Here is a 25,821-nt window from a genome sequence, read left to right as displayed (position 1 = left end):
ACCTGTCACCGTGTCCCACCTTTTATCTTGGATTAATCGGTGTTTGGATTTGTGCGTGTGCTTCAATTATTTCAGCAGCATCAAATAGTGTATCCTCCCGGAAACGTCTTCCGAGGAGTTGAACTCCAACTGGTAGACCATCTGCAACAGAAGTAGGGACGGAAATAGCCGGGAATCCAAGCACTGGAATGGCCATCATGGACCATTGTGCATCCATAACACGCCTCATACTTTCAATGCTTTTGATATCCTCATCTTGTTCAAATGCCTGTTCTGCAGAGACTGGCATGAGCAATAGCGGGTATTCTTGTAAAAACTCCTGAAGTTGTACAATTAGCGTACCGCGACGTGCGTAGCCCTTTATATAATCGGTTAGTCCAGGGCTTTCTCCCCACCATTCTTTTGCATTTTCGGAATAATGCAAAGCAGCTTTTTTCATACCTTCGTCTCCATACTGTTCTATAAGCGAAATATTCAATTTGAATTCTTCAAGCACTAACAAATACCAAAGTCTGTAGGCTTCAGCGAATAGAGGAAGTTTCACTTCTTCTACTACATAACCAGCTTCTGTCAACTGGTCGGCAGCTTCATTCAAAGCCTGATTAACGGCTGTAGATGGAGTAGCGACACCAATATCACGTAAAAGCCCAACTCGAATTGGCTTTTGAAGGGGTTCGCCAATTAACGGTACTGAAGCATGAAGTGGATCACGGGGATCAAATGCACTCATGCTTTGAAGTGCAAGGCGAAGATCCCCAACGCTACGGGCAAGCGGACCATCAGTTGACATCAGTTGTCCTGAAAAGGATTGATCTCCTTCCGGAGGACCAAACCAGCCAGGAACTCTTCCTATAGTTGGCCGAATTCCAGTAATTCCACAAGCATATGCTGGGTGTCGAACAGAACCACCAATATCATTACCATGCCCGATTGGCATCATCCCAGAAGCAACAGCTGATGCAGCGCCTCCACTCGACCCTCCAGGTGTACGTGTTTTATCCCAAGGGTTCAGGGTTCTTCCGTGCAAATCATTATTTGTAAACCAGCGGAAACTAAAAGCAGGCGTATTACTGCGGCCAACAATGACGGCTCCTGCATTCCGGAGATTTGCCACTGGGGGACTGTCCTTTTCAGCAAGATTATCTTTAAAAGCCACAACACCATCTGTTGTTACATGTCCAGCTTGGTCAACATTCACTTTTGTAGAAACAGGCACACCATGTAACGGCCCAAGAAGTTCTCCTTTTTTTACAGCAAGATCTGCCTGATCAGCTGCAGCAAGTGCCTCTTCTGCATGAACTTCAACCAGGGCATTAAGCACTGGATTGACTTCCTCGATTCTGTCCAAACAGCTCTCAACAGCCTCGCGAGAAGAAATGAGTCTTGTTCGAATGCCATGAGCCAAATCTGTTGCCGACCAACGCCATAATTCATCCTTACCTTGATTATGTAATACCTGAGATGCACGAGATTGTACTGAAGATCGTTCCAAACCTCATCGCCACCTATCGAATTATTTTGAATATTACAAACCAATTATATGCTATGGCTAACCTATTTAAAACAAAAAATGGGACAAGTCCTTTCTTTCGAGGTGGGACCTGTCCCTGTGACCCAGCAACGGCCGATTTTAACTTCGTAGCCCAGCACGACTACCAACGCCAACCCAACCCCTCCATTCTATAACTCTCTCTAAAATAATAAGAATTTTTGAAAGAGTTACGCTATAATAGGCATATATTGAAATTGAATCTACTAATCACTCTTTTTATGAAAGGGGTTTCATAGATGAAGAAGCTGCTTTTCGTGTATTTGTTGCTCATTGGATTGTTTGTTCTTTACATATATAACTATCAAGCGGAGGGTTCGACGAAACGTGCCTGGAATGAGAATGAGCTGGTCGGGGATGTGGATGAAACGTATGTAATGGTCACGTTTATGGTGGGGATTGATTACTGGAAGCGGGCGTTAAAAGGTTTTGAGGATGCGGCAGAAGCGTTAAATGTTTCGATTGAGTACCGGGGTTCGACGCAATATGATGTACACGAGGAAATGACAGTCCTCGAGCAGGTAATTGCTAAGAATCCAGCTGGAATTGCAATATCCACAATGGATCCAGAAGCCTTAAATCCTGTGATTGATAAAGCGGTTGAGGCTGGAATACCAGTCGTCATGTTCGATGCAGATGCACCACAAAGTAAAGCGTATTCGTTCCTAGGAACGGATAATTATAAGGCAGGTGTAGAGGCGGCTCACAAAATGGCAGAGTTAGTAAATGAAAAGGGACAAGTTGGTGTGATTACCCTCCCCAATCAGTTAAACCATCAGGAACGTACCAAAGGATTTCAAGATACGATTTTCAGGGAATATCCTGACATGGAGGTTGTCTCTGTCAAAGATGGAAGAGGCGATCAAGTGATATCAAAAGAGGTAGCAGAATCGATGATTGCCGAGAATCCGAATGTGACTGGTATCTTCGTGACGGAGGCGAATGGTGGAGTTGGAGTTGGACAAACGATCATCGCCAATAAACTCAAAGACTCTGTTAAAATCATTAGTTTTGATACAGATAAGGGAACCCTCGATATGATTAAGGACGATGTGATTTCCGCCACCATTGCACAGGGAACATGGGAAATGGGATACTGGTCCTTGCAATTTTTGTTTCACTTGCAACATGGGATTCATGAACAAGACCGTAAAAATGCACCTTTACCACGTTACGTGGATACAGGTGTGACCATTGTTACAAAGGAAAATGTGAACTCCTACTATCCACAATAAACTTCTAGGAATGGATTGGTTGAATTGAAGAACTTCATACAAATAAATAATTTACCAATTCGATATAAACTGATCTCTCATTTTTTAATTATTAGTATCATCCCGATTATCTGCTTGGGTTTTTTAATTAATTGGACGGTTGAGCGTGTTGTGGAAGAGCAAGTCAATCAGAATACCTTACAGCTTATTAGTAAAGTGAATGAAACACTTGAATTCTACATAAACAACATGCAACGTGTTACCTACTTTATTTCCTATAATGAGCGGATTGAGGACTTTTTTCATCATAATGGTCAGCAACCTGGTCAATATCAAACAAATGAATATGAGATTCAACGCTATCTTCGTAATTTTACAACGTTAATGCCTGAAGTAGCAGGGGTTTTAGTCGTGAACAGCGCAGGGGAGTATGTGAGTAATGAACTGTACGCTCCGGCTTCAGAGAATTTAACGGAAGAGTCTTGGTATCAAGAGGCGGTAGACAATAAAGGGATCTTTCGAATGATTGGTCAACCGAAGGACCGCCGTCTCTCATCATTGGTCAGTTACAAAAATGATGAAGTGGTGTCAGGCGTTCGCGCTGTGATTGATCCAATTTCACAGGAAGTACTAGGGGTCATTTTAATCGATTTAAAGGTTAGGACGGTTGCTGAAACGTTAGTCGATGTACGGCTTGGAAAAACCGGCTATTTGACGGTGATTGATGAACAAAGTAGACCGATTTACCAGCCCAAAGATCCTTTAATTGAAACGATCCCAAATGAATGGCTGGATGAAAAAAGGTCAGGTACGTTTTCAAAGAAGATTGGTTCACAGAAGGTGCAGTTTATTTTTCAAGAATCACCATACTCGAACTGGACCACCATCGGCGTCTTTCCAACCGAGGAATCCATATTCGAAATAAGGGAGATACAGTTTTATTTAGTCGTTTTTGTCTTTATCATTCTCTTATTTGGAATTCCGGTATCGTACTTCTTATCCAATTCGATCTCTAAGCCAATTCGCCAGTTAATGAAGTTTATGCGGAAAGCCGAAAGTGGGGAATTTGGGGTCCGGTATACAGAAAAACGAGATGATGAGATTGGTATGCTTGGCCGAAGTTTTAACAAAATGCTAAAACAAATCAATGAATTGCTACGCTTAACGGAGAGGCACGAAAGACAGAAGCGAGAAGCCGAATTTAGAAGTTTACAAGCCAATATCAATCCTCATTTTCTCTATAATACGCTTGATACGATTCAATGGATGGCACGAAAGCAAAAGGCGATTGAAATAGCCGAAGTGGTTGAATCGTTAGCAAAATTGTTCCGAATTGGATTAAGTAAGGGAAGAGATCGGATACCACTCGATAAGGAAATAGAGCATATTGAAAGTTACTTAAAAATTCAACAAACGAGATATCGTGAAAAATTACAGTATCAGATTGATGTGGACGAACGTGCCGCTTCGCTTTATGTTCTCAAATTTATTCTGCAGCCACTTGTCGAAAATGCAATCTACCATGGAATAAAAGAGCGACGGGGGCCGGGTCAAATCATGGTCTCTGCAAAACAAATGAACGGAAATTTACGCCTATCGATTCAAGATAACGGTGCTGGAATGTCAGAATCACACCTTCACGAAATTCGTGTCGCCCTTAAGGATGCTGTTAGAAGGACAGAGAATCAAACTGAATCGAAGCATAAGAAGGGATATGGGATTTTGAACGTTCAAGCTCGAATCGTACTTGCATTCGGGGAACAGTATGGGATTACGATTGAGAGTAAAGAAAAGGTTGGGACAACGCTCGAGTTAGTGTTACCTATTTTAGAAGAAGATATTGAATGGGAAGAGGAGCGAAAACAACATGCGTAAATGGAAGGTTTTAATCGCCGATGATGAGTATATTATTCGGGATGGAATCCATTCTTCTATTGACTGGGAGAAGTTCAATATGGAGGTCATTGGGGAAGCAGAGGATGGTGAAGAAGCTGTTGAATTAGCGATTAAACACCAGATTGATATCTTACTAGTTGATTTAAATATGCCCATCATGGATGGACTTGAAGCAATGGAAGAGATTAAGGAGCAATTGCCAAACTGTAAAATGGTTGTCATCTCGGGGTATGATGATTTCCGTTACGCACAAGCAGCCCTTCGATTAAAGGTTGAAGATTATTTATTAAAACCAATCAATCCGGGAAAACTGGAAGAGTTAATCATGGACATTAAACAAAAACTTGATCTGGAAGTTAACCAGAAGAAATATATCAAACAAGCTGCCATACAGATAAAAAGGAATCATGTCCAGCTTAAGGAACGTTTTTTTCAGGATTGGATTGCAGGTCAGTTAGCGAATGAAGAGATTAGAGAGCAACTTCAGTTTTTACACCTGCCAGTTGCACTGCCAACACAATATCTCGTGATTAAATGGCCCGATTATCATTTGAATCAAACCTTTATGCAAGAAAATGACCGGCAGTTGTACTTATTTGCGATAGAGAATGTCGTAAAAGAAATGATTGGTTCAAAAAAGGCGGTTATTTTTTGGGACCAATCTCATTTGCTTAATGTGTGTGTATGGGAGGAACTCAACCGGGAGCTCCTCACAAAAATAGAAGAAGTCGTGCAAACCTATTTTAATCTCACAATCTATTATCATATGGAGGATATTACTATTCAGGACTTTGTTCATTTGTATAAAGTCTATGATCAATGCAAACGGCAGGTTGAACAGCAAATCAAAATGTCCCCAATTGTCAAACAGGCGCTAACTTATATACAACAGCATTATCAGGATTCTTCCCTCACGCTAGAACGAGTAGCGGATGAATTACATATCACTAGTGTCTATTTAAGTCGGATGATTAAGCATGAGCTGGGCATTTCCTATGTTGGACTTTTAACTCAAATGCGAATTAACAAAGCTGTTGATTTACTGAAAACGACAGATTTATCGATACGAGATATAGCAGAAATGGTTGGATATGAAACTCAACATTACTTTAGCACCACTTTTAAAAAAGTAGTCGGTATTTCACCAATGCAATTCAAGAATGATGTAGAAAACGTGCACCTTTCGTAGAAGGTGCTTTTTTTTATGAGCTCATAACAAATATTACGGAAAGTTTAAAAAATTATAAAAAGTGTTTAATTTTATGTAAAGCCCTTTCATCAACGGAAATGATAATTTAATAGTAGCAAAAATATGAAAGGGGTTACATGTATGAAGAAATTAGGTTTTTTAGCACTAATCGTTAGTTTGGTATTTGCGTTAGTAGCATGTAGTGGAAACGACAAATCGTCAGGTTCTGGGGGCGATTCAAAGGGTACGTTAATCGGAGTTGCGATGCCTACAAAGTCATCACAGCGCTGGGTGGATGATGGAAACAATATGGTGAAGCAACTAGAAGAACTTGGTTATAAAACAGATTTGCAATATGCGGAGGATGATGTCGATAAGCAAATCGAGCAAATTGAAAACATGATTGTAAAAGGTGCAAAGATCTTGGTTGTGGCATCGATTGACGGTACTGCTTTAACCAATGTATTACAGAAAGCTGCCGATCAAGACATACAAGTCATTGCGTATGACCGTTTAATTATGGAGACACCAAATGTAAGTTATTACGCAACATTTGATAATTTCCAAGTAGGTGTCTTACAGGCTTCCTATATTGAAGAAGCACTGAACCTTAAGGAAGAAGCTGGACCATTTAATATTGAATTATTTGGTGGTTCACCAGATGACAATAATGCCTACTTCTTCTGGGATGGTGCGATGTCTGTTCTAAAACCACATATTGATAGCGGGAAATTGGTTGTTCAAAGTGGTCAAACAGAATTTGAACAAGGAGCAACAATGCGCTGGGATGGAAACACCGCAAAATCACGTATGGAAAACATTTTAAGTAAAGCGTACTCTGGCGGGGAAAAGGTTGACGCCGTTTTATCACCTTATGATGGAATTAGCCGTGGGGTTATTCAAGCATTAAAAGGTGTAGGTTACGGTTCTGCTGACCTTCCACTACCAGTTGTTACTGGACAAGATGCTGAGTCTGCTTCTGTTAAATCAATTATTGCGGGTGAACAAACACAAACGGTGTTTAAAGATACACGTAATTTAGCTGCTGTAGTGGTAAAAATGATTAAATCGATTGAAGCTGGTGAAGAAGCAGAGGTGAATGATACAGAGACATATGATAATGGTCAAAAAGTCGTTCCTTCTTACTTAGTTGACCCTGTGTCAGTCGATATCGACAACTACAAAGAAGTATTAATTGATAGCGGATATTACACAGAAGACGAAGTGAAATAAGTACCCCCCTATTTAGTGGTGATTTTCATGTCACCACTAAATTACTTCATTCCGGATTTTAACGAGGTGGTGAGGATATGTCTGAGTATATTTTAGAAATGCGAAACATCACAAAAACATTTCCAGGAGTTAAAGCATTAGACAACGTGAATTTAAAAGTGAAAAAGGGAGAAATTCATGCACTAGTAGGTGAGAATGGTGCTGGAAAATCAACCTTGATGAAAGTATTAAGTGGTGTTTATCCGAGTGGAACCTATGAAGGTAGCATCTATTTTGAAGGGGAAGAATGTCACTTTAAAGATATTAAACAAAGTGAACAAATTGGGATTGTGATCATCCATCAAGAGTTGGCTTTGAGTCCTTTTTTATCTATCGCAGAAAATATTTTTCTAGGGAACGAAAGACAATCCAAAAGGATTATCAATTGGCAGGAAACCTTTTCTGAGGCAAAAAAGTTGTTAGATCGGGTCGGGTTAAAAGAATCACCTAACACGGCCGTAATGGATATCGGGGTTGGGAAACAACAGCTCGTAGAGATTGCAAAAGCACTATCTAAAAATGTGAAACTCTTAATCTTAGACGAACCAACTGCAGCCCTAAATGAAACAGATAGCGAAAACTTATTAAACCTCTTACTTGAACTGAAAAAACAAGGGATTACCTCCATACTGATTTCTCATAAATTAAATGAAGTATCTAGTATTTCGGATAACATTACGATTTTACGAGATGGACAAACAATTGAGACGTTTGCAGTGAAGGGTGAAAAGGCATCAGAGGATCGTATCATTAAAGGAATGGTAGGTCGCGAGTTGACAAGCCGGTATCCCGAACGAATCCCGAACATTGGTGACATTATTTTTGAAGTGGAAAATTGGAATGTCTATCATCCATTACAGCGTGATCGGAAAGTCATCGACAATGTCAATCTTCATATTCGTCGCGGGGAAATTGTTGGCTTAGCAGGCTTAATGGGAGCTGGAAGAACAGAGCTTGCGATGAGTATTTTCGGGAAAACGTATGGAAAAAAAATTACGGGGCTGTTGTATAAAAATGGTGATGAAATACAGGCAAATACAGTTAGTGAAGCCATTGGGCATGGAATTGCTTATGTGTCAGAGGACCGGAAAACATATGGTCTAAATTTAATTGATGATATCAAACGGAATATAACTCTATCAAATCTCAAGCGAATTTCAACGAATACAGTGATTGATGAAAACAGGGAAGTTCAGGAAGCCCAAATTTTACGAGAACGATTAAATATTAAAACTCCATCATTGGCTCAACTTGCAGGAAATTTAAGTGGTGGTAATCAGCAAAAAATTGTCTTAAGTAAGTGGATTTTTACAGAGCCAGATATCTTAATTTTGGATGAACCGACTCGAGGAATTGATGTAGGAGCTAAGTTTGAAATTTATTCACTCATCCATGAACTTGCAGCTGAAGGAATGGGTGTCCTTGTCATTTCTTCGGAGTTACCTGAGGTATTGGGGCTATCAGACCGTATCTATGTCATGAATGAAGGTCGTATAACAGGTGAGCTCGGTCGTGAAGAGGCGAACCAGGAGAGTGTCATGCGTTATATGACGGGAACAGGAGGGACGAAACGTGCAAACACTAAGTAATTTATTTCGCAACAATATCCGGGAATATGGAATGATCATTGCACTTGTATTCATTGCAGGGCTGTTTTGGATCTTAACGGATGGGATATCCTTTAGTTCATTAAACTTGACCAATCTTATCTTGCAAAACGGGTTTATCCTCGTCCTAGCGATTGGAATGGTTTTAGTCATCATTACAGGAAATATTGATTTATCTGTCGGTTCCGTTGTTGCAATTGTCGGCGCAATTGCAGGGGTCCTCATGATTAATCACAATGTGCCGGTATGGTTGGCTATTATTCTATCGCTTGTTGTTGGGGCAATCATTGGAATTTGGCAAGGCTTTTGGATAGCGTATGTCGGGATACCGTCCTTTATCGTGACCTTGGCCAGCATGTTAATTTTCCGGGGGTTAACCTTGTATCTATTAGATGGAAAATCACTTGCGCCATTTCCTGAGTCATTTGGCATGCTGAGTGGGGGCTTTTTACCTTCGATTGGTTCCGGGGAGTTGCACTTACTAACAATCATTTTATCTATTATTCTATCAATCATCTTAATTTATATGGAGTTCAGAAACCGTAAAAAACAATTAACATATAGCCTCGAAGTGAGTCCGTTATGGCTATCTGTTACAAAAATGGCATTACTTATCGCAGTGATTAACTGGTTCGCGTACCAATTGGCGTTAAATAAAGGAATTCCAACGGTGTTAATCATTGTTATCATTCTTATCGTGGTTTACACATTCGTAATGAAAAACACAGTCATGGGTCGTCACGTGTATGCAACAGGTGGTAACCAGAAAGCGGCGGATTTATCCGGTATTAAAACAAAGCGTGTCGTATTCTGGGTCTTTGTGAACAACGGAGTCATCGCAGCCTTAGCTGGATTAATGTTTGCCTCGCGTCTTAATTCAGCAACACCCGCAGCGGGTAATATGCTTGAGCTTGATGCCATTGCCTCCGTCTTTATCGGTGGTGCTTCTATGGCAGGAGGCGTAGGAACCGTCATCGGTGCCATTGTCGGTGGACTCGTTATGGGGATCATGAACAACGGTATGTCACTCATTGGCGTCGGAATCGACTGGCAACAAGCCATCAAAGGACTCGTGCTCCTACTCGCGGTAGGATTTGATATCTACAACAAAAACAGAGCAGGGAAATAGCGGGGCGAAATGTTCCCAGTAATTTCCAATGGGGTTGTGCTCGCATGGTTTGGGACAGAGGGACAGGTCCCTTGTCCCAGGAAAAAATGGTGGGACGAGGGACCTGTCCCCGTGACCCATTTGAGGAGGGATGTGATGTGAGGGTGAATTATGATGAGATGCAGCTGGCGATAGCGAGGGGTGAGACTTCGCTTGGGATTGAGTTTGGTTCCACCCGGATTAAGACGGTTTTGATTAATAAGCATTTTGAAACAATCGCGTCTGGCAGTTATGAGTGGGAAAATCGGTTGGAAAATGGTTATTGGACGTACGGATTAGAGGATGTTATCGCTGGTATGCAAGCGGCTTATCGTGAAATGAAACAGGAAGTTGAACGCAAATTTGGAATTACACTACGAACAATTGGTTCGATTGGCTTTTCGGCCATGATGCATGGGTATTTGGTTTTTGATAAGACGGGAGAGCTGCTGGTTCCATTTCGAACTTGGCGGAATACGACGACAGGTCCTGCAGCGAATGATTTAACCAATCGATTTCAATTCAATATTCCGGAAAGGTGGAGTATTGCTCACCTCTATCAAGCCATTTTAAATGAAGAGGAACATGTACCTCGAATCGATTATATCACTACGTTATCTGGCTATATTCATTGGTTACTGACCGGAAACAAAGCGATCGGAATTGGCGATGCTTCTGGGATGTTCCCGATTGATGAAGAAACGAAGGATTACAATGAAGCCATGATTAAGCCATTTGATAAACTAATTGCCGTGAAAAAGTACCCTTGGAAGCTTAGTGATATTCTTCCGACCGTTTATATTTCAGGAAAACAAGCAGGTCTTTTAACAGAAAAGGGAGCAAACACTCTAGATCCTTCACAGCAATTGCAACCTGGAATCCCGATTTGTCCACCAGAAGGTGATGCAGGAACAGGGATGGTAGCGACAAATAGTGTAAGTAAACGCACCGGAAACATCTCCGTAGGAACTTCCGTTTTTGCCATGATTGTGTTAGAAAAAGAACTTTTAAAAGTATATCCGGAAATTGACATCGTTACGACCCCGAACGGGAGTCCTGTTGCGATGGTTCATGCGAATAACTGTTCAAGTGATATCAACGCGTGGCTGGGACTGTTCCGAGAGTTTTCGGAAGCGATGGGATATGAAATTGATACTGCTCAATTATTCAGTTTGATGTTCAACAAAGCGTTGGAAGCAGACCGAGACGGTGGTGGATTGCTAAGCTATGGTTATTTTTCAGGTGAGAATATCACGGGATTAGATCAAGGTAGACCATTATTTGTTCGTTCTCCGGAAAGTCCTTTTAATCTAGCGAACTTCATGCGGACACATCTTTTTACTGCTTTTGGTGCGTTGAAAATGGGAATGGATATTCTAACGAAGCAAGAAAATGTTGCGATAGATAGTATTCTCGCGCATGGTGGACTATTTAAAACACCTGTAGTAGGACAAAAGATGGTGGCAGCTGCAATGAATGCTCCCGTTTCTGTTATGGCAACGGCCAGTGACGGCGGTGCGTGGGGAATGGCAATCCTAGCTTCTTATATGATGAATAAAAACAAGAATGAAAGTTTAGAAGACTTTCTAGATAACAGAGTTTTTAAAGATGTGGTAGGGGACAAAATCGATCCTGACCCTGAGGACGTAGCGGGATTTGAAGTGTTTATTGAGCGATATAGAAAAGGACTTGAGATTGAGCGAGCTGCTGTTGAACATTTGCTGTATGTCAAAAATGAGGGAGGGGTAACGTGTTAGAACATCTGAAGGAAGAAGTATACCAGGCGAATCTAGAATTGCCCAAACATGGACTTGTAAAATTCACGTGGGGAAACGCGAGTGCGATTGACCATGACCGTGGTTTATTTGTGATCAAGCCAAGTGGTGTTGAGTATGAGACGATGAAACCAAGTGACATGGTGGTTGTTGATTTAGATGGGAATGTTGTTGAAGGAGACATGAATCCCTCATCAGATACACTGACACACGCCGTGCTATATAGGCATTATCCTGAAATTGGTGGCATCGTTCATACTCATTCAACATGGGCGACAATTTGGGCGCAAGCAGGTCTTGATGTTCAGGCGATGGGAACAACTCATGCCGATACATTTTATGGCGCAATCCCATGTGCACGTTTTTTGACACAAGAGGAAATTGATCGTGGATATGAAGCAGCAACGGGTCAAGTCATTATTGAAACATTTGAGGAACGTGGGCTCGATGTTTTAGCGGTTCCAGGTGTCTTGCTACGTGGCCATGGCCCATTTACATGGGGTAAAGATGTAAAGGCGGCAGTGGTAAACAGTGTTGTCTTGGATGAAGTTTCAAAAATGAACCTGTTTGCAAGGGGACTAAATGACCTTGCATCAGAGCTGCCACAACGGATTTTAGATAAGCACTATCTACGAAAACACGGGAAAAACGCATATTACGGCCAAAAGTGATTGAAAGGGGATTAGGATGGAGAAAAAAGAATTTTGGTTTATCGTGGGCTCCCAACATCTATATGGGGAAGTAGCGTTGGCAGAAGTAAAAGCACATGCTCAAGAGATGACGGACGCCTTAAATGAAAGTGGTATACTACCTTATCCGCTCATTCTACAAGAATTAGCGGTTAGTGCAGATAAAATTACAAACCTGATGAAAGAAGTAAACTACCGGGATGAGGTTGTCGGTGTCATCACGTGGATGCATACATTCTCACCTGCAAAAATGTGGATTCGAGGAACAAATTTATTACAAAAACCACTCTTACATTTGGCAACCCAGTTTAATGAAAGTATTCCTTGGGCATCAATTGATATGGATTTTATGAATTTAAACCAATCCGCTCATGGTGACCGGGAATATGGGTTTATCAATGCTCGTTTGAAAAAGCAAAATAAAGTGGTAGTCGGTTACTGGCAGCGCCCAGAAGTACAGAAGCAGATTGCAGACTGGATGGATGTAGCCGTTGCGTATAATGAAAGTTTCAACATAAAAGTTGCTCGATTTGGTGACAACATGCGAAATGTTGGCGTTACCGAGGGAGATAAAATTGAAGCGCAAATTCAATTCGGATGGACAGTCGATTATTTTGGAATTGGTGATCTAGTTCGGTATGTGAATGAGGTTAAGGAAGAAGAAATCGATGCATTGTTTGCCGAATATGAAGAGAACTATGAGTTTGATCATGGCAGTTACGAGAGAGTGGCTTGGGAAGCTAGCGTAAAAGTGCAAGCAAGCTATGAAATCGCAATTAAGCGTTTCTTAGATGATGGAGGGTACAATGCTTTTACCACAAACTTCGAAGATTTATATGGTATGAAGCAATTACCTGGTCTTGCTGTTCAACGATTAATGGCACAGGGATATGGGTTTGCGGGGGAAGGCGATTGGAAAACGGCCGCACTTGATCGCTTATTAAAGGTAATGAGCCATAACGAATCAACGGGGTTTATGGAAGACTACACGTATGAATTAGCTGCTGGTCAGGAAGCAGTCCTTCAATCTCATATGCTTGAGGTCGATCCGACCTTAGCAAGCAATAGACCGAGAATCGTTGTATCGCCACTTGGTATCGGTGATCGAGAGGATCCTGCACGCTTAGTATTTGACGGGAAGGCAGGAGACGGTGTCGTCGTCTCAATGGCCGACTTTGGTTCCCATTACAAACTATTAATCAATGAAGTTTGCGCATTTGAACCAACCACCCCAGCTCCAAATCTTCCAGTAGCGCGTGTCCTTTGGGAGGTAAAGCCAAACTTTCAAGATGGCGTAAAAGCCTGGATCGAAAACGGCGGCGGTCACCATACAGTCGTCTCGTTGAAATTAACAACAGACCAAATCATAACCTACGCCAAACTAGTCGACCTCGAATACGTCCTAATAAAATAATTTGGGACGCAGGGCAGGTCCACTGTTCCAGCCCTGGCATGAAATACTATCCTTATTTTAATATTGCTACCATATTTTCGAGAATAGTTAATCGTTGAGGGTACAGAAGAAGTGTTCAAGCACTTCTTTTTTTATTATACTCTGTTTTATAGAGGGCCAGGAGTTCCAACTATTTATTTATGAATCAACTACTAATTACTATTAGGATAGGATGGTTACTTTGAAAATTAATCGTATTCACCATATTGCCATTATCTGTACTGACTATGAGAGGTCAAAAGACTTTTATGTCAATAAGCTTGGTTTTACCATTTTAAATGAAACGTTTCGTGTAGACCGTGATTCTTACAAACTTGATTTAGCTGTTGGAGATACCTATCAAATCGAGTTGTTCTCATTTCCGGACTCGTCAAAAAGACTAAGTTATCCGGAGGCAGCGGGTCTGCGTCATTTAGCCTTTGAAGTTGATGATATAGAAGAAGCGGTGAAAGAGTTAACTGCCAAAAAAATCATAGTAGAAGATTTGCGAATTGACGAGGTGACGGGTAAAAAATTCACCTTCTTTAGAGACCCAGACGACTTACCATTAGAACTCTACGAAAGATAATGGGACAGAGGGACAGGTCCCTTGTCCCAAAAGGAAAAAAATGGTGGGGCGCGGGAACTTTCCCCGTGACCCACCAGAAACCCCTGTGGCCTTCAATATTATCCCAAGTTTCCTTTGTTTAAACGTCTTTGCAGTTCTTTAATGACGAGTGATGGTTTGCTTATGACCCCATCAACTGGTGTTCCTAGTCGTTTTTGTAGGGATGAGATTGTAATTGGCCCGAAGTAGCCGTCTTGTGTGACGCCGAGCCATTTTTGCAATGCTCTTATGACGAGTGATGGTTTGCTAATGTAGCCATCTACAGGTGTTCCGAAATATCTTTGGAGGGCACTGATTGTTTTCGGCCCGAAATAACCGTCAACTGCGAGATTTTCTTTCGGAGGATTGACAGGCGTTGGTTCGGGTTTAGGTGCTGGTTTTGGTTCAGAACCAGGTCCAGCATATTTAACACCTTCATCAAGACAAATAGCGCGAACCACGCATTCATACATTCCTTCTCGGTATGCTTTATCCTTGATTTTATCGGATTGTGGGCCATCCACAAATTCGTATTCTAGTATAGTAGTACGACAATTTCCAGTAAGTCTATGCATATAGTAATAATCCCCGCCCGAAGAATTATTACGTGTGTACACAGGGCGTGGTCTAACTGGATAGCCAGCTTTTCTAAATTCCTCAATTAACATTTGCTCAAACTTGCCATTAGCATAAATCGAGTGGATGGTTTCAACACCACTACCTCCGCCAGCATTAAAATGATGGGAAATACACTTTTTGTATTTCTTTACCTTCGAGGTCCTTGGCTCGGGATTTATAGTAACATCACTTGAACGGGTCAAGTCACTTGCAATCCCCAGTTCAGCCAACCGTTTGTCCACATAAAGTGCAGCTTCTAGTGTATAAACCTTCTCCGTATTCCCGTCCGCCACCGCACCTGGGTCACTACCACCATGCCCGGCATCTTGTATCCAGCTCATAAAAATCACTCCTTTACTGTTAAAATATGTAAAATTCATTTTGTTTGTACAGGCACATACCTTGTTTGGCGAAATAGGGGCTATAGTTGGGACAGCTGTCTAAGTTCTAAGGGGGTGTTCGGACACAACTACGCCTTTTCGTTGCTATGTTGTCCGAAGTTTGCTCGTCTTCGGACAGAAGCACGCATTTTCGTTGTTACCTTGTCCGAAGTTTGCTCGTCTTCGGACAGAATCACGCCATTTCGTTGCTTCGTTGTCCGAAGTTTGCTCGTCTTCAGACACACCGTCGCTTTTTCGTTGCATCCCTGTCCGAAGTTTGCTAGCCTTCGGACACACCGTCGCCTTTTCGTTGCTTCCCTGTCTGAAGTTTGCTAGCCTTCGGAAACAAACTCGCCTATTTGTTGCTTCATTGTCCGAAGTTTGCTCGTCTTCGGACACAATCACGCCATTTCGTTACTAGCTTGTCTGAAGTTTGCTCGTCTTCGGACACACCGTCGCCTTTTCGTTGCTTCCTTGTCTGAAGTTTGCTCGTCTTCGGACACACCGTCGCCTTTTCGTTGCTTCCCTGTCTGAAGTTTGCTCGTCTTCGGACAGAATCACGCCATTTCGTTGCTTCGTTGTCTGAAGTTTGTTCGTCTTCGGACACAATCTTTCCTCTTCACCATTACTTTGTCTGAAGCTTGCTCGTCTTCAGACACGCTCTCGCCGTTTCGCCACCTCCACGTCCGAAGTTTACTAGTCCTTGGACAAAATCTTTCCTTTACGATTGTTATAGACAAAACAAGGTGAAAAAGGGCATCACCAAAAGTTGGTGATGCCCCTTTTTTATATTGGTTAATATTTGGATTGGGTGAATGGTGTGTAGGATGGCACAGTGATCCCGAAAATTCCAAAGTTGGACCTGTGTTCAATTTACGGTGGTACGAGGAACCTGCCCCCTTGACCCTATAAAAAATTGGTAGGGCGAGGAACCTGTTCCTGCGCCCCTGCAAAAAATTAATAGGACGGAGGAACAGGTCCCGTGTCCCAGCCCAAACAGTAAAAAAATCTTGATATGTTTGGACAATAGTTTTAATGGATATACTAAGAATAAGTAAAAGCTCTTTATCGTATTGTAGCTCTGGTTTGGTAAGATATCCTCTATCCAAGTTAACCTACGTGACTACGATAAGGAGCTATTTTTGTTTATGTTAACTTCAATTCGTTGAAATTAGTAATTTTTATATGAAGCTAGCGAAACTCAAAATAGGTGGGACGAAGGACCTGTCCCTTCGTCCCACCTGAGACTCAACGCAAACTGCGGTGCTATACTATTTTGCTGTGCTTGTTTTATTCATGAATTTTAGTAGATCGGTTAGTAATACACTAAATGAGGAGAGGTGTTCTTGGATTCTACCAGGGAATTCTTGTTCAATAAATTCAATGGTGTCGTTTTTTGTATGCCATACTCCCCCGTGTTTAACCGTTTGGGTATATCCATCTAAATCTCCAATTTCCCAGTTCGTTGACTCAAGATATCCGATTGGAATACCAGCCCTCTTGAATGGAGCATGGTCACTCCAGTCGCCTGTTGTGCCAGCAGGATAATCCGGATTTAGTCCAGGATTTGTTTCGATATTTAGTTTCTTTTTCTCAACGATCTTTAATGCTTGATCACGAATGAATCCATCTTCCCCTGGGCTGCCATAGACATACATTTGGTCCCCGACCGCTAGGCTGTCAAGGTTAATCATGCCAACTGTATTTTCAATTTCATCTTCTGTCATCTGACTTGCATAGTAGTTAGAACCCCTTAAGCCTTGTTCCTCAGCCCCAAAAGCAATGAATACGATGGAGTATGGGGTATTAATTTTTTTCAATACCTCTGCCACCTCGAGCATAACTCCAACGCCAGATGCATTATCATCCACTCCACGGCCGGCAGAAACGGAATCATAATGTGCGCCAACGATTACTTGTTTGCTAGATTTGCCTGGTTTGTAGGCAATCACGTTAGAAGATGTGATAGTAGCTCCACCTCTTGTGTAGTTAAATTCCTGAACCTCAGTAGTGAAACCCATGCGTTCAAATTGACTCTTAACGTATTGCTCAGCTTTTCGTTCATTTCCAGTTCCGGCAACTCTAGGCCCAATTTCATATGCCAGATACTTCATGTGCTCATAGGCCATTGCCCCATCTTTATGCACCAAAGATGGATGATACGTAACCGTCTGTGCTGAAACACCTCCAACAAAACCGAGTAAACTTACCATCAAAACAATTAAAAACAAAGCCAACTTCTTTTTCATTCCCATTCCCCCTTCATATAGGTATTAATTTATAGATTAATATATTTATAGGGAAGGTGAAATAGGGCGAAAGGTGGGACAGAGGGACAGGTCCCCTGTCCCGTATAGGGATATAAAACCTGTCCTTGTATATCAACGCATAATACTTATTGCCTATTTTTACTAATTTAGGAAATTTTGGGTGTTGATTGTAGTAGTATGTAAATGGTGTGATTTAGATATGGGACGGAGGGACCTGTACCCGTGACCCATTGTTGGAGGGGAGAATAGGATTGAAGAAACTTTTACTAAGTTTGGCTATGCTGGCGCTTTTGCTGTCTGCGTGTTCGAAGGATGAGAGTCAGCCGGCGAAAGCTGAACCTGAGGGACCAAAAACGGAGGAAGCAAAAACAACTAAGGCCGAGAGAGATGAAGAGCCAACGGAGGAAGTTTATACTCCAAGAGAGGTTGCCTATTATGAAGTTGAAGGTGTCGAGCGTGAATTAACGGAGCTTGAGCAGGAGATGCTGCGTCATCCGGGAGTTTTTAGTGGTGATAAGTATGACGAGGCAAAGGTTCAGGAAGCACTCGACCAGTTGCCAGATGACCTTACCAAAGAGCAGTATATGGAAGAACTGAAGTATTTATTGACTGAGGATTACCATCAGGAAATGGAGACGCTCCTTACCTTTGATTCGACCATTGAGGTTGACATAGATCGTCCGGATGAAACTGTTGATGCGCCAACTTTAAAAACAGCCCACTATGCCATTTTAGTGGATGCTAGTGGCAGTATGGCGGCAAAGGTTGGAGGCAAGACAAGGATGGAAGCTGCGAAGGAAGCCGTTATGGAATTCGCGGAACAAGTCCCAGAAAACGCGACCCTCTCATTACGAGTTTATGGACATAAGGGCTCGAATAGTGATTCTGATAAAGGACTGTCCTGTGACAGTACGGAAGTTTTATATAATAGCCATTTTGAAGCTGCAGGATTTCAAACTGCGTTATCACAAGTGAAACCGGTTGGTTGGACACCTATCGCGCTTGCGCTGCAAATGGTTAAGGGAGATATTCCAGAGGGCACAGATGATGTAGTGGTCTATGTTGTAAGTGATGGGATTGAAACTTGTAACGGCGATCCGGTAAAGGAAGCGGAAGATCTCGTTTCATCCGATATCCAAACAGTTGTCAATATCATTGGATTTGATGTCGATAACGAGGGTCAAAAGCTTCTTAAGGAAGTAGCGAGTGCTGGAAAAGGTGAGTTCACGTATGTTAACTCCGAACGGGATCTTAAAGAGTATATGAGAGCCCAATATCAAGAGATTCAAAAGAAATGGTTCGAGTGGAAAGAAGCTGGGAAGAAGCAAGCATTCGATATAAAAGAAGAGAAAAAGAAAATTGCCTTTGACACAAAAGAAAGCGTGAAGGAAAAGGCCTTTCGTGAAAAAGAGCGGCTGAAGGCGGCGCAGGAGTATCTCGAGGATCGTTTCGAGGACTTTGACCATCCGGTCCGAAATGTACGCTCTATGGTGATCGACTACACGAATGACAAAAGACGGTATGGAATCGATACAAGTAACCAACTCCGAAGGGAATCTATTGACAATGGGAACCGTGAACGACGTGAATACATTGACGAAGGTAACCAAAAAATACGAGAAACCATTGATAAGAAAAATGGGAACTAAAAGGCCAGGGAATTGCTCCTGGTCTTTTTTGTGGAGTTGCATCTCGAGCATGTGGGACGAAGGGACAGGTCCCTGTGCACCACAACAATATTAAGAATAAATTGGGAGCGTAATGAGTCGCAAAAAGCGGCTTGTTTTGTTTTTTTACAACCTGTCCGCATGTAACTTATATCTCATCTAGAACCTTAATCATAACGGGTAATCGATTATCAGTTCCTCCCAATTTCGTAAAATTGAGTTCGCGGTACGGTTTTAATTGTGGAAATTCAACGATTCCTTTTTTATCGTGATGTTTCGGGTTTGCTGCAATTACTACTATGTAGTCAAAATCCATGTAGTTACAGAACTCAACAAATTCTTCTAAAATCTGCAGTTCTATCTCAACTGAATGGTAAGTTTCTTGTACATCTATTCGGTCTAGTGTAACAATTTTTCCTCGATCGAAGTCACTTTCCAAGAATGAATGTATCATATAAATTTCATCACCAGATACAGAGTCTGAGCTGATAAGGAGTTCTTGATTGGTATCAAATTCATAGCCATTATAATAATGGAATGAAATACCTCCAATTGTTTCCTCTTGTTCAAAAACTTCATCCGAAAATATTTTGATTTCACCGTAGCCATTCATCATATTTAAGTCAGTTTCAAAAGAAAATGAATAACTTATATCGGAAATCTCAATTGTCATTCTATTCACCTCGGCCATTCATTTTATGTTTTTTTATATAGTCATTAAAAATGTATTAGCAAAGAATACTAAAAGTACATCTGCTTTATCTTTTCCATCTTCCGAAAGGATATAATTATGAAGTTTAACTTTATGAAAGATAGTGGATAGAGACGAATTAACCGTGATACTAAAACTTGGGCATGAGAAAAAAGTTTAGTACCGAGCTATCTCCAATAATTTAAATATGATTAGGGCACAATGAGTGTAATAAAAATGCTCGTTGTGCCTTTTTTCATGTGGTTGATGAATTTGGGACGAGGGACCTGTCCCTTTGTCCCGCAATAAGTGAGGGAGAATGGATGCAGTATACTACTTATCAGAAGGATATGTTTCAGGATACTATTTTTCAGAGGGATTTGACGTCAAATGCTTTGAAGTACATAGCTCTGATTGCGATGTTTTTTGACCATCTTGTTGCGGGTTTTATCCCTCAGGAAACGGTAGCTGGTTTTGTTTTGCGGATTCCAGGGAGGGTTGTCGCACCGATATTTTGTTATTTTATCGCGATGGGATATTTTTACACATCCAATATTAGAAAGTATATCGAAAGACTGGTTATATTTGCAGCTATCTCTCACTTTCCGTATGTACTATACTTTAAATTGTCGCCGTGGAAAACGACGAGTGTCATGTGGAGTCTCGCGTTGGGATTAATCGCATTGACGATTGTAAAAAGTGAAAAACTCTCATTGTATGCGAAACTAGCCCTTGTTTTTGTCTGTTGTATGTTTGCGTATCCTGCAGATTGGAACTTCGTGGCCGTATTGTGGATCGTATTTTTTGGCATTTATCGAGGACAATTGAAAAAACAAATTATTAGCTTTGTTCTTATCGGGATATTTGCTCACATCATACCGCAAATTTTGAATATGGGCTGGCATCATGCGTATCAAATTGGCATTTTCCTGGCCATCCCATTGTTACTGTTGTACAAAGGCAGGCGTGGGAGAAAATCGAACCTTTTAAAATGGGGATTTTATGTTTTTTATCCATTACATTTAATCGTTTTATATATTATAAAATACGTAATTTACGCTTAGGGGGCGGGTATATGTCCAGATCTAAGATACTTGCACTTATTTCATTTTTACTGGTACTTGCAGCTTGTTCAAATGTTACAGGAAATGTGAAAGTTGAAGAGTCGGTAGAAGCTGTGGCGAACGTTCAAGAGACAGATTCGCTCGAAGAGTTAGAGCCAATCCCAACTCCTGAAAAATATGAAGGTGATTTGGAATTGCCGATTCATGGTGCAACAGGATATACATCTGTTGATCTAAACCTAAAAACTTCTCCAAATGTAGACTCGGAAACTATTGAAACACTTAATGCTGGAACAGCTTTTACAATTTTAGAAGAAGAAGGAAATTGGTGGTTTGTGAAAGATGCCACTTCAGAGGGATGGATTGATCATACGTATTGTTTCATTAATCTTCCCGACGTGATTCCTTCCATTGCCTATAATAGCAGCAACACCTATTCATCTAAGTTCGTTTCGTCCGGAATCGAAATCCCAGGAATAACTGGACAAACTTTGTATGAAGGTAAAGCTTTTAATGAGAGATTTGGGAAAGAAGAATTCATTGTACCGGTTTTGTATTCCATGTCAAAAAAGATATATCTTGCCCAACAAGAAGCTTTGGCGCATGGCGATACACTTGTCATATATGAAGGATATCGACCTTATTCCGTTCAAAAAGCAGTGGTAGATGCATTGACTTCTGTGGCATATGAGGATATGGCTGTAATGGCTGGTATAAATACAGCTCCTTGGAGCACAGGTTGGTTTATCGCTAAAAACATTTCGAACCATCAAATGGGCTATGCGATTGATGTAACTTTAGCCAGAGTCGAATCAAAAGAAGATATAGCCATTGGTGAATATTTAGTGACCGACATCACGGATTACACGGAATATACGATGCCAACACCTATTCACGAACTAAGCTTGGCATCCATTACATTTACAAAGCCTGTCCCATCATCATCGCCAACAGCATGGAAAAATGCAGTTTTAGCAGACACAATGAACGAATCGGCGAAAACACTCCAATCCTATTTGACAAACGCTGGACTCACACCACTCGCATCCGAATGGTGGCACTTTAACGATCTAGATGCCATGAACCAAACTAAACAAAACCCAAGCGACGGGGGTTACCTACTAACTGACATATTAAGCGAGAGCCCATAACGGGACAAAGGCCCCCGGTGGGTCAGAGGGACAGGTCCCTCGTCCCTATTCTACTATAGTGAAATTTCGCTTTAATTAACTTAGTATGAATCTGGAACTTTAATTTCAAACAAACGTTTGATTGGCACCCTAATTCAATATCAGCAGAAATATGAAATTCAATCAATCGTTTGTTTGGACGAATTTTTGATGTGTGAAAATAGGCAGTTATAATGTTGATATTGCAAACGAAATTTTATGAGAAATAAATAAGGCGCAATGAGTGGCTAAAAAAAGCACTTATTGTGCCTTTTTTTGTTTAATGGGAGTGGTACAGGGGACCTAACCCTGCGACCCAACTCATGTCCTATTACCTTTTTCCTATTTATTTGAAAATTCAACTTTTTCATTGACCTCTTAAATGTACTTCTGTATGTTGAGTTCAGGAGGATTTTTCCTAACTTATTTTATTTTTAGGAGGTTATTACCTTCTAATGGTTATGGGAGGTGTAAAGTAATTTTTTTTACTTACCAAATTAACTTACAAAATTAAGGGAGTGAAGGTTGTGAAAGTCAAAAAGTTTTTAGGTGTTTTTTTATCATTGCTATTACTGATTTCCTTATTTCCGGTTTCACCACTTGCTGAAACGAAAAGTGAGGATTTGATTGAGGTTGAGGCAGCACCATTAGACCCTTCAATTGATCCAATGGGGCTTAAGCATCCAATAAGTTATATTGATGAAGATGTTGAGGGTAAAGCAGATTTTATCATGCTTTATACATCTGAGTATGCAAAAGAGATTTTAGTGAAACAGTTCTGGGTTGCTGTTCAAGTGGATGCAAATAATAAAGTTACAGACGTTGTTAGTCAATCTGTAAATGGGGCACCACCTGTTTGGGAGGAAGAACAGTCTTTAGCAATACCAGAAGGTGGATATGTGCTTTTAGCTCATGACGATTCTTGGGCAACGAAAAACTTCCGTAAATTCTTAGCCACAAATTTTAAAGTAGGCGATACGATTAAGTTAAGGAAAAACGGAAATGAAGTTCCTATTACAGAATTTATGACTGGTGATGGATTGAAAGCAAGTATTGATTTAGAAAATGAATTAATGTATACGCTTACTAAATCGCAGGCTGATATTTCTGGCTCCATTCAAAACATTGAAAGTGATCAAAGCTATCAATTACTTGTAAATGGGCAGGAGGTAGAGCTTCAAGAAGATGGTTCCTTCCAGTATGTGTATGAACTGGCAAAAGGGACGAATTATATTGATGTAGAAATTTACAAGAATGATATTTTACATGATGTAAAGTCTTTAGTTGTTTACTATCAGGACAACCCATCTGTAGAGGAGAAGGAAGTGTTTCTCTGGGTTGAGCAAGGACCAAGCGCTCGAAGATTCCAGTCTAGTGAGGATGTACGTAATATGCTCCTCGAGGCGAAAGATGCAGGCGTAACGGCTGTTGTGTTAGATGTAAAAGGTGTTGAAGGATTCGCTTCCTATCAAAAGAATGATTTAACAAATCGTCCATATGTAAGTGAGATGACAGCAGAAGGTAGAAGTGGTTCGAACCCAGATTTAGATTTACTAGAAGAGTTTATCAAACATGGCCATGAGTTAGGATTAGAGGTTCATGCTTCTTTTAACGTGTTTGCAGAAGGCTCTATTGCTCATAATGAATTTGCCGTTTTAAATGATCATCCAGAATGGGAAGAGGAAGTCTATCGTTCTGAAGATAACGGAGCAATTTTACCTTTAAGAGAAAGTACGTATGGTAAAAGTGGTGCATTAGTTACATTTGTGAACCCATCTAACCCTGAGGTTCGTGACTATCAATTAAAAACATTTGAAGAAGTAATGAAAAACTATGATGTTGACGGCGTCTTATTAGACCGTGGAAGATATGATAATTATTTTGCTGATTTTAGCGATCTTACTAGAGCGCAATTTGAAGATTTCCTTGATAAAAAAGGAAAAACATTAACAAATTGGCCAGAAGATATCTTCTATTATGAAGGTAGTAACCGTGTAGATGGTCCACTCATTAATGAATGGTATACGTTTAGATCGGGTGTCATTAATAGTTACGTAGAAGAAACAAGAGAATTAGTTGACCAATATAATAGTAGTGAAAATCGAGATATTCAGTTGTCTGCGTATGTTGGTTCATGGTATGAATCGTATTATCTGAACGGTGTAAACTGGTCGAGTCCAACTTTTTCATATGATTCTCGCTTACAATTTCCACAAGAGAGTTTATATAGTGAAGAGTATAGACAAACAGCTTATACTGATAAATTAGACTTCCTAATGATTGGTACGTACCAAACAACATCACAGGAAATCAATAGATATATTACGTTAGGAAATATTTTAACTGATGGACAAGTACCTCTTTATGCAGGAATGGCATTGGTGAATGTACAAGATCCAGCCCTACAAAGAGAAGTCTTCCAAGCTGGTCTTCAAAATACAAGTGGACTTATGCTTTTTGACTATTCACAAGCGAACTTCCCTGTCATTAAAGCTTCTATTGCAGACGAGGAATACGTGAAAGATTATGTTTTAGGAATCAGTAATCCAATCCAACCAGAAAGTCCTTTTGTTGGCGATTTCTTTAATGTCAATCGTAATGATGATAATTTAAATGTTTACTCTGACTCGTTTGGACTTTCAACAGGAACCAATAAATGGGGAGTAGAAGCAGTAGTTGATGCAAATGGTAAAGTTGTTAAGATGGTCAATAAAAAACAAGCAATGAACTGGAACTGGGCTGCTGTAGAAGATAACAATAGTCTCATTCCTGAAGGTGGATTTGTCGTTTCAGCACTTGATCGATCCGGTGCCCGTGAAAAAAGGGTCCTTGTTGGTACTAATTTTGATATTGGGGATGAGGTTCGTTCCGCGTTATTAAAAGGATTTTTAGAGTATGAGGGGAAAACCTATCCAACTGTAGGTTTTGAATATCAAGGAAAAGTGCAAGTAGTCGGACCTGGAGAAGCAGAGGTACAAGTGAATGGTTCACCAGCAACACTTCAATCAAACGGTGAATTCACAGCACAGCTTGCACTTCAGCCAGGTGAAAATCAAATTGAAATAGTCGTTACTGTCGATGGTTTCAAAACACATCAACAAACGGTAACGGTTATTGGTGAAGAACTTACATTTGATAAAGTAATCGGATTTGTTGAAAATGCTACTTTCACGAATAAAGGTATCCAACAAGCGGTACTTGCTCAATTAGAAAGTGCACAAAAGGATTTTGCTTCAGCAGAAGAGCTTAAAGAAGCGGGCTTAGTTGAGCAAGCTGAGGAAGCAAAAGCGAGTGGTAACCAAAAACTAGAAGATCTTCAGCTATTTGTTCAAAAACATGCTGGTAAACACATACCAGAAGAAGTGGCTGAACAACTAGTATCATATTTAAAAAATTTATAATGGGACGGAGGGACAGGTCCCTTTTCCGTGTAAAAGTATGTGGGACGGGGGACCTGTCCCCGTGACCCACAACTGAATTCGTGAGTCGGAAGAGCCCGAGTCCCACCAACTGAAATTGTGAGCGGGAAGAACCCGTTTCCCACAGCTGAAATTGTGAGCCGCAACTCAACCGGTGACACAAAAA

Annotated in this window: 19 protein-coding genes; 14 read left to right on the top strand and 5 right to left on the bottom strand. The window is 40.9% G+C overall.

All coding sequences use genetic code 11. The annotated features are described in order from the left end of the window. Positions 1–22 precede the first annotated feature (22 nt). Positions 23–1,492, bottom strand: coding sequence for an amidase (locus AC6CHV_RS07385; protein WP_498078501.1), 1,470 nt, complete (start codon positions 1,490–1,492; stop codon positions 23–25). 296 nt (positions 1,493–1,788) lie between these two features. Between AC6CHV_RS07385 and AC6CHV_RS07380 the strand changes: the two genes are divergently transcribed. From AC6CHV_RS07380 to gloA2, 10 genes are all read left to right on the top strand, one after another. Beyond that, positions 1,789–2,784, top strand: coding sequence for a substrate-binding domain-containing protein (locus tag AC6CHV_RS07380; RefSeq protein WP_498078500.1), 996 nt, complete (start codon positions 1,789–1,791; stop codon positions 2,782–2,784). Positions 2,785–2,808: 24 nt separating this feature from the next. Further along, a complete protein-coding gene (locus tag AC6CHV_RS07375; RefSeq protein WP_498078499.1) occupies positions 2,809–4,638 on the top strand; it encodes a histidine kinase in 1,830 nt (609 codons plus the stop codon). Continuing rightward, positions 4,631–5,848 (top strand): response regulator, encoded by a 1,218-nt coding sequence (locus tag AC6CHV_RS07370; protein ID WP_498078498.1) that lies wholly within the window; start codon positions 4,631–4,633, stop codon positions 5,846–5,848. The genes AC6CHV_RS07375 and AC6CHV_RS07370 overlap by 8 nt, the downstream gene beginning before the upstream one ends. 141 nt (positions 5,849–5,989) lie before the next feature. Next, complete coding sequence (gene chvE / locus AC6CHV_RS07365) at positions 5,990–7,081, top strand: multiple monosaccharide ABC transporter substrate-binding protein (protein WP_498078497.1); 1,092 nt, start codon at positions 5,990–5,992, stop codon at positions 7,079–7,081. Between the two features lie 77 nt (positions 7,082–7,158). Continuing rightward, positions 7,159–8,709: a multiple monosaccharide ABC transporter ATP-binding protein gene (gene mmsA / locus AC6CHV_RS07360; RefSeq protein ID WP_498078496.1), complete on the top strand. Its 1,551-nt coding sequence runs from the start codon at positions 7,159–7,161 to the stop codon at positions 8,707–8,709. After that, positions 8,693–9,856 (top strand): multiple monosaccharide ABC transporter permease, encoded by a 1,164-nt coding sequence (mmsB, locus tag AC6CHV_RS07355; RefSeq protein ID WP_121445694.1) that lies wholly within the window; start codon positions 8,693–8,695, stop codon positions 9,854–9,856. The genes mmsA and mmsB overlap by 17 nt, the downstream gene beginning before the upstream one ends. Before the next feature lie 158 nt (positions 9,857–10,014). Continuing rightward, positions 10,015–11,631 carry an FGGY-family carbohydrate kinase gene (locus AC6CHV_RS07350; RefSeq protein ID WP_498078525.1) on the top strand — a complete coding sequence of 539 codons (1,617 nt, stop codon included), beginning with the start codon at positions 10,015–10,017 and terminating at the stop codon, positions 11,629–11,631. Further along, positions 11,625–12,320, top strand: a complete 696-nt coding sequence (locus AC6CHV_RS07345; protein ID WP_498078495.1) for an L-ribulose-5-phosphate 4-epimerase AraD — start codon at positions 11,625–11,627, stop codon at positions 12,318–12,320. Before AC6CHV_RS07350 ends, AC6CHV_RS07345 begins: the two co-directional genes overlap by 7 nt. A gap of 16 nt (positions 12,321–12,336) precedes the next feature. Next, positions 12,337–13,752, top strand: a complete 1,416-nt coding sequence (gene araA, locus AC6CHV_RS07340) for an L-arabinose isomerase (RefSeq protein WP_498078494.1) — start codon at positions 12,337–12,339, stop codon at positions 13,750–13,752. Positions 13,753–13,972: 220 nt separating this feature from the next. Beyond that, positions 13,973–14,359, top strand: coding sequence for an SMU1112c/YaeR family gloxylase I-like metalloprotein (gene gloA2, locus AC6CHV_RS07335; protein ID WP_440272371.1), 387 nt, complete (start codon positions 13,973–13,975; stop codon positions 14,357–14,359). 98 nt (positions 14,360–14,457) lie between these two features. On the opposite strand, the gene AC6CHV_RS07330 is transcribed toward gloA2, so the two are convergent. From AC6CHV_RS07330 to AC6CHV_RS07320, 3 genes are all read right to left on the bottom strand, one after another. Further along, positions 14,458–15,336: an N-acetylmuramoyl-L-alanine amidase gene (locus AC6CHV_RS07330; protein WP_498078493.1), complete on the bottom strand. Its 879-nt coding sequence runs from the start codon at positions 15,334–15,336 to the stop codon at positions 14,458–14,460. 406 nt (positions 15,337–15,742) lie between these two features. Next, a complete protein-coding gene (locus AC6CHV_RS07325; protein ID WP_498078492.1) occupies positions 15,743–15,982 on the bottom strand; it encodes a hypothetical protein in 240 nt (79 codons plus the stop codon). 664 nt (positions 15,983–16,646) lie between these two features. Continuing rightward, the gene (locus AC6CHV_RS07320) at positions 16,647–17,624 is read right to left on the bottom strand and encodes a M20/M25/M40 family metallo-hydrolase (protein ID WP_498078491.1); all 978 of its coding nucleotides are present in this window, start codon (positions 17,622–17,624) and stop codon (positions 16,647–16,649) included. Positions 17,625–17,896: 272 nt separating this feature from the next. Here AC6CHV_RS07320 and AC6CHV_RS07315 point away from each other — a divergent pair, with 272 nt between their 5' ends. Next, positions 17,897–19,294, top strand: a complete 1,398-nt coding sequence (locus AC6CHV_RS07315; protein ID WP_498078490.1) for a VWA domain-containing protein — start codon at positions 17,897–17,899, stop codon at positions 19,292–19,294. Positions 19,295–19,460: 166 nt separating this feature from the next. On the opposite strand, the gene AC6CHV_RS07310 is transcribed toward AC6CHV_RS07315, so the two are convergent. Beyond that, positions 19,461–19,985 carry a hypothetical protein gene (locus AC6CHV_RS07310; RefSeq protein ID WP_121445701.1) on the bottom strand — a complete coding sequence of 175 codons (525 nt, stop codon included), beginning with the start codon at positions 19,983–19,985 and terminating at the stop codon, positions 19,461–19,463. A gap of 341 nt (positions 19,986–20,326) precedes the next feature. On the opposite strand from AC6CHV_RS07310, the gene AC6CHV_RS07305 reads away from it, so the two are divergent. From AC6CHV_RS07305 to AC6CHV_RS07295, 3 genes are all read left to right on the top strand, one after another. Next, positions 20,327–21,067 (top strand): TraX family protein, encoded by a 741-nt coding sequence (locus tag AC6CHV_RS07305; RefSeq protein WP_498078489.1) that lies wholly within the window; start codon positions 20,327–20,329, stop codon positions 21,065–21,067. An 11-nt stretch (positions 21,068–21,078) separates the two neighbouring features. Next, positions 21,079–22,218, top strand: a complete 1,140-nt coding sequence (locus tag AC6CHV_RS07300; RefSeq protein WP_498078488.1) for a M15 family metallopeptidase — start codon at positions 21,079–21,081, stop codon at positions 22,216–22,218. Between the two features lie 545 nt (positions 22,219–22,763). After that, positions 22,764–25,637 (top strand): family 10 glycosylhydrolase, encoded by a 2,874-nt coding sequence (locus AC6CHV_RS07295; protein WP_498078487.1) that lies wholly within the window; start codon positions 22,764–22,766, stop codon positions 25,635–25,637. The last annotated feature ends 184 nt before the right edge of the window (positions 25,638–25,821 follow it).

This window comes from Ferdinandcohnia sp. GQ5 (assembly GCF_059759275.1).
This window is presented reverse-complemented; position numbering and strand designations above follow the sequence as displayed.

Excerpts from the sequence above, each read along its gene's own strand:
- AC6CHV_RS07380 (WP_498078500.1), top strand. The coding sequence starts at position 1,789 with ATGAAGAAGCTGCTTTTCGTGTATTTGTTGCTCATTGGATTGTTTGTT.
- AC6CHV_RS07370 (WP_498078498.1), top strand. The coding sequence starts at position 4,631 with ATGCGTAAATGGAAGGTTTTAATCGCCGATGATGAGTATATTATTCGG.
- chvE (WP_498078497.1), top strand. The coding sequence starts at position 5,990 with ATGAAGAAATTAGGTTTTTTAGCACTAATCGTTAGTTTGGTATTTGCG.
- mmsA (WP_498078496.1), top strand. The coding sequence starts at position 7,159 with ATGTCTGAGTATATTTTAGAAATGCGAAACATCACAAAAACATTTCCA.
- AC6CHV_RS07350 (WP_498078525.1), top strand. The coding sequence starts at position 10,015 with ATGCAGCTGGCGATAGCGAGGGGTGAGACTTCGCTTGGGATTGAGTTT.
- araA (WP_498078494.1), top strand. The coding sequence starts at position 12,337 with ATGGAGAAAAAAGAATTTTGGTTTATCGTGGGCTCCCAACATCTATAT.
- AC6CHV_RS07330 (WP_498078493.1), bottom strand. The coding sequence starts at position 15,336 with ATGAGCTGGATACAAGATGCCGGGCATGGTGGTAGTGACCCAGGTGCG.
- AC6CHV_RS07320 (WP_498078491.1), bottom strand. The coding sequence starts at position 17,624 with ATGAAAAAGAAGTTGGCTTTGTTTTTAATTGTTTTGATGGTAAGTTTA.
- AC6CHV_RS07310 (WP_121445701.1), bottom strand. The coding sequence starts at position 19,985 with ATGACAATTGAGATTTCCGATATAAGTTATTCATTTTCTTTTGAAACT.
- AC6CHV_RS07305 (WP_498078489.1), top strand. The coding sequence starts at position 20,327 with ATGCAGTATACTACTTATCAGAAGGATATGTTTCAGGATACTATTTTT.
- AC6CHV_RS07300 (WP_498078488.1), top strand. The coding sequence starts at position 21,079 with ATGTCCAGATCTAAGATACTTGCACTTATTTCATTTTTACTGGTACTT.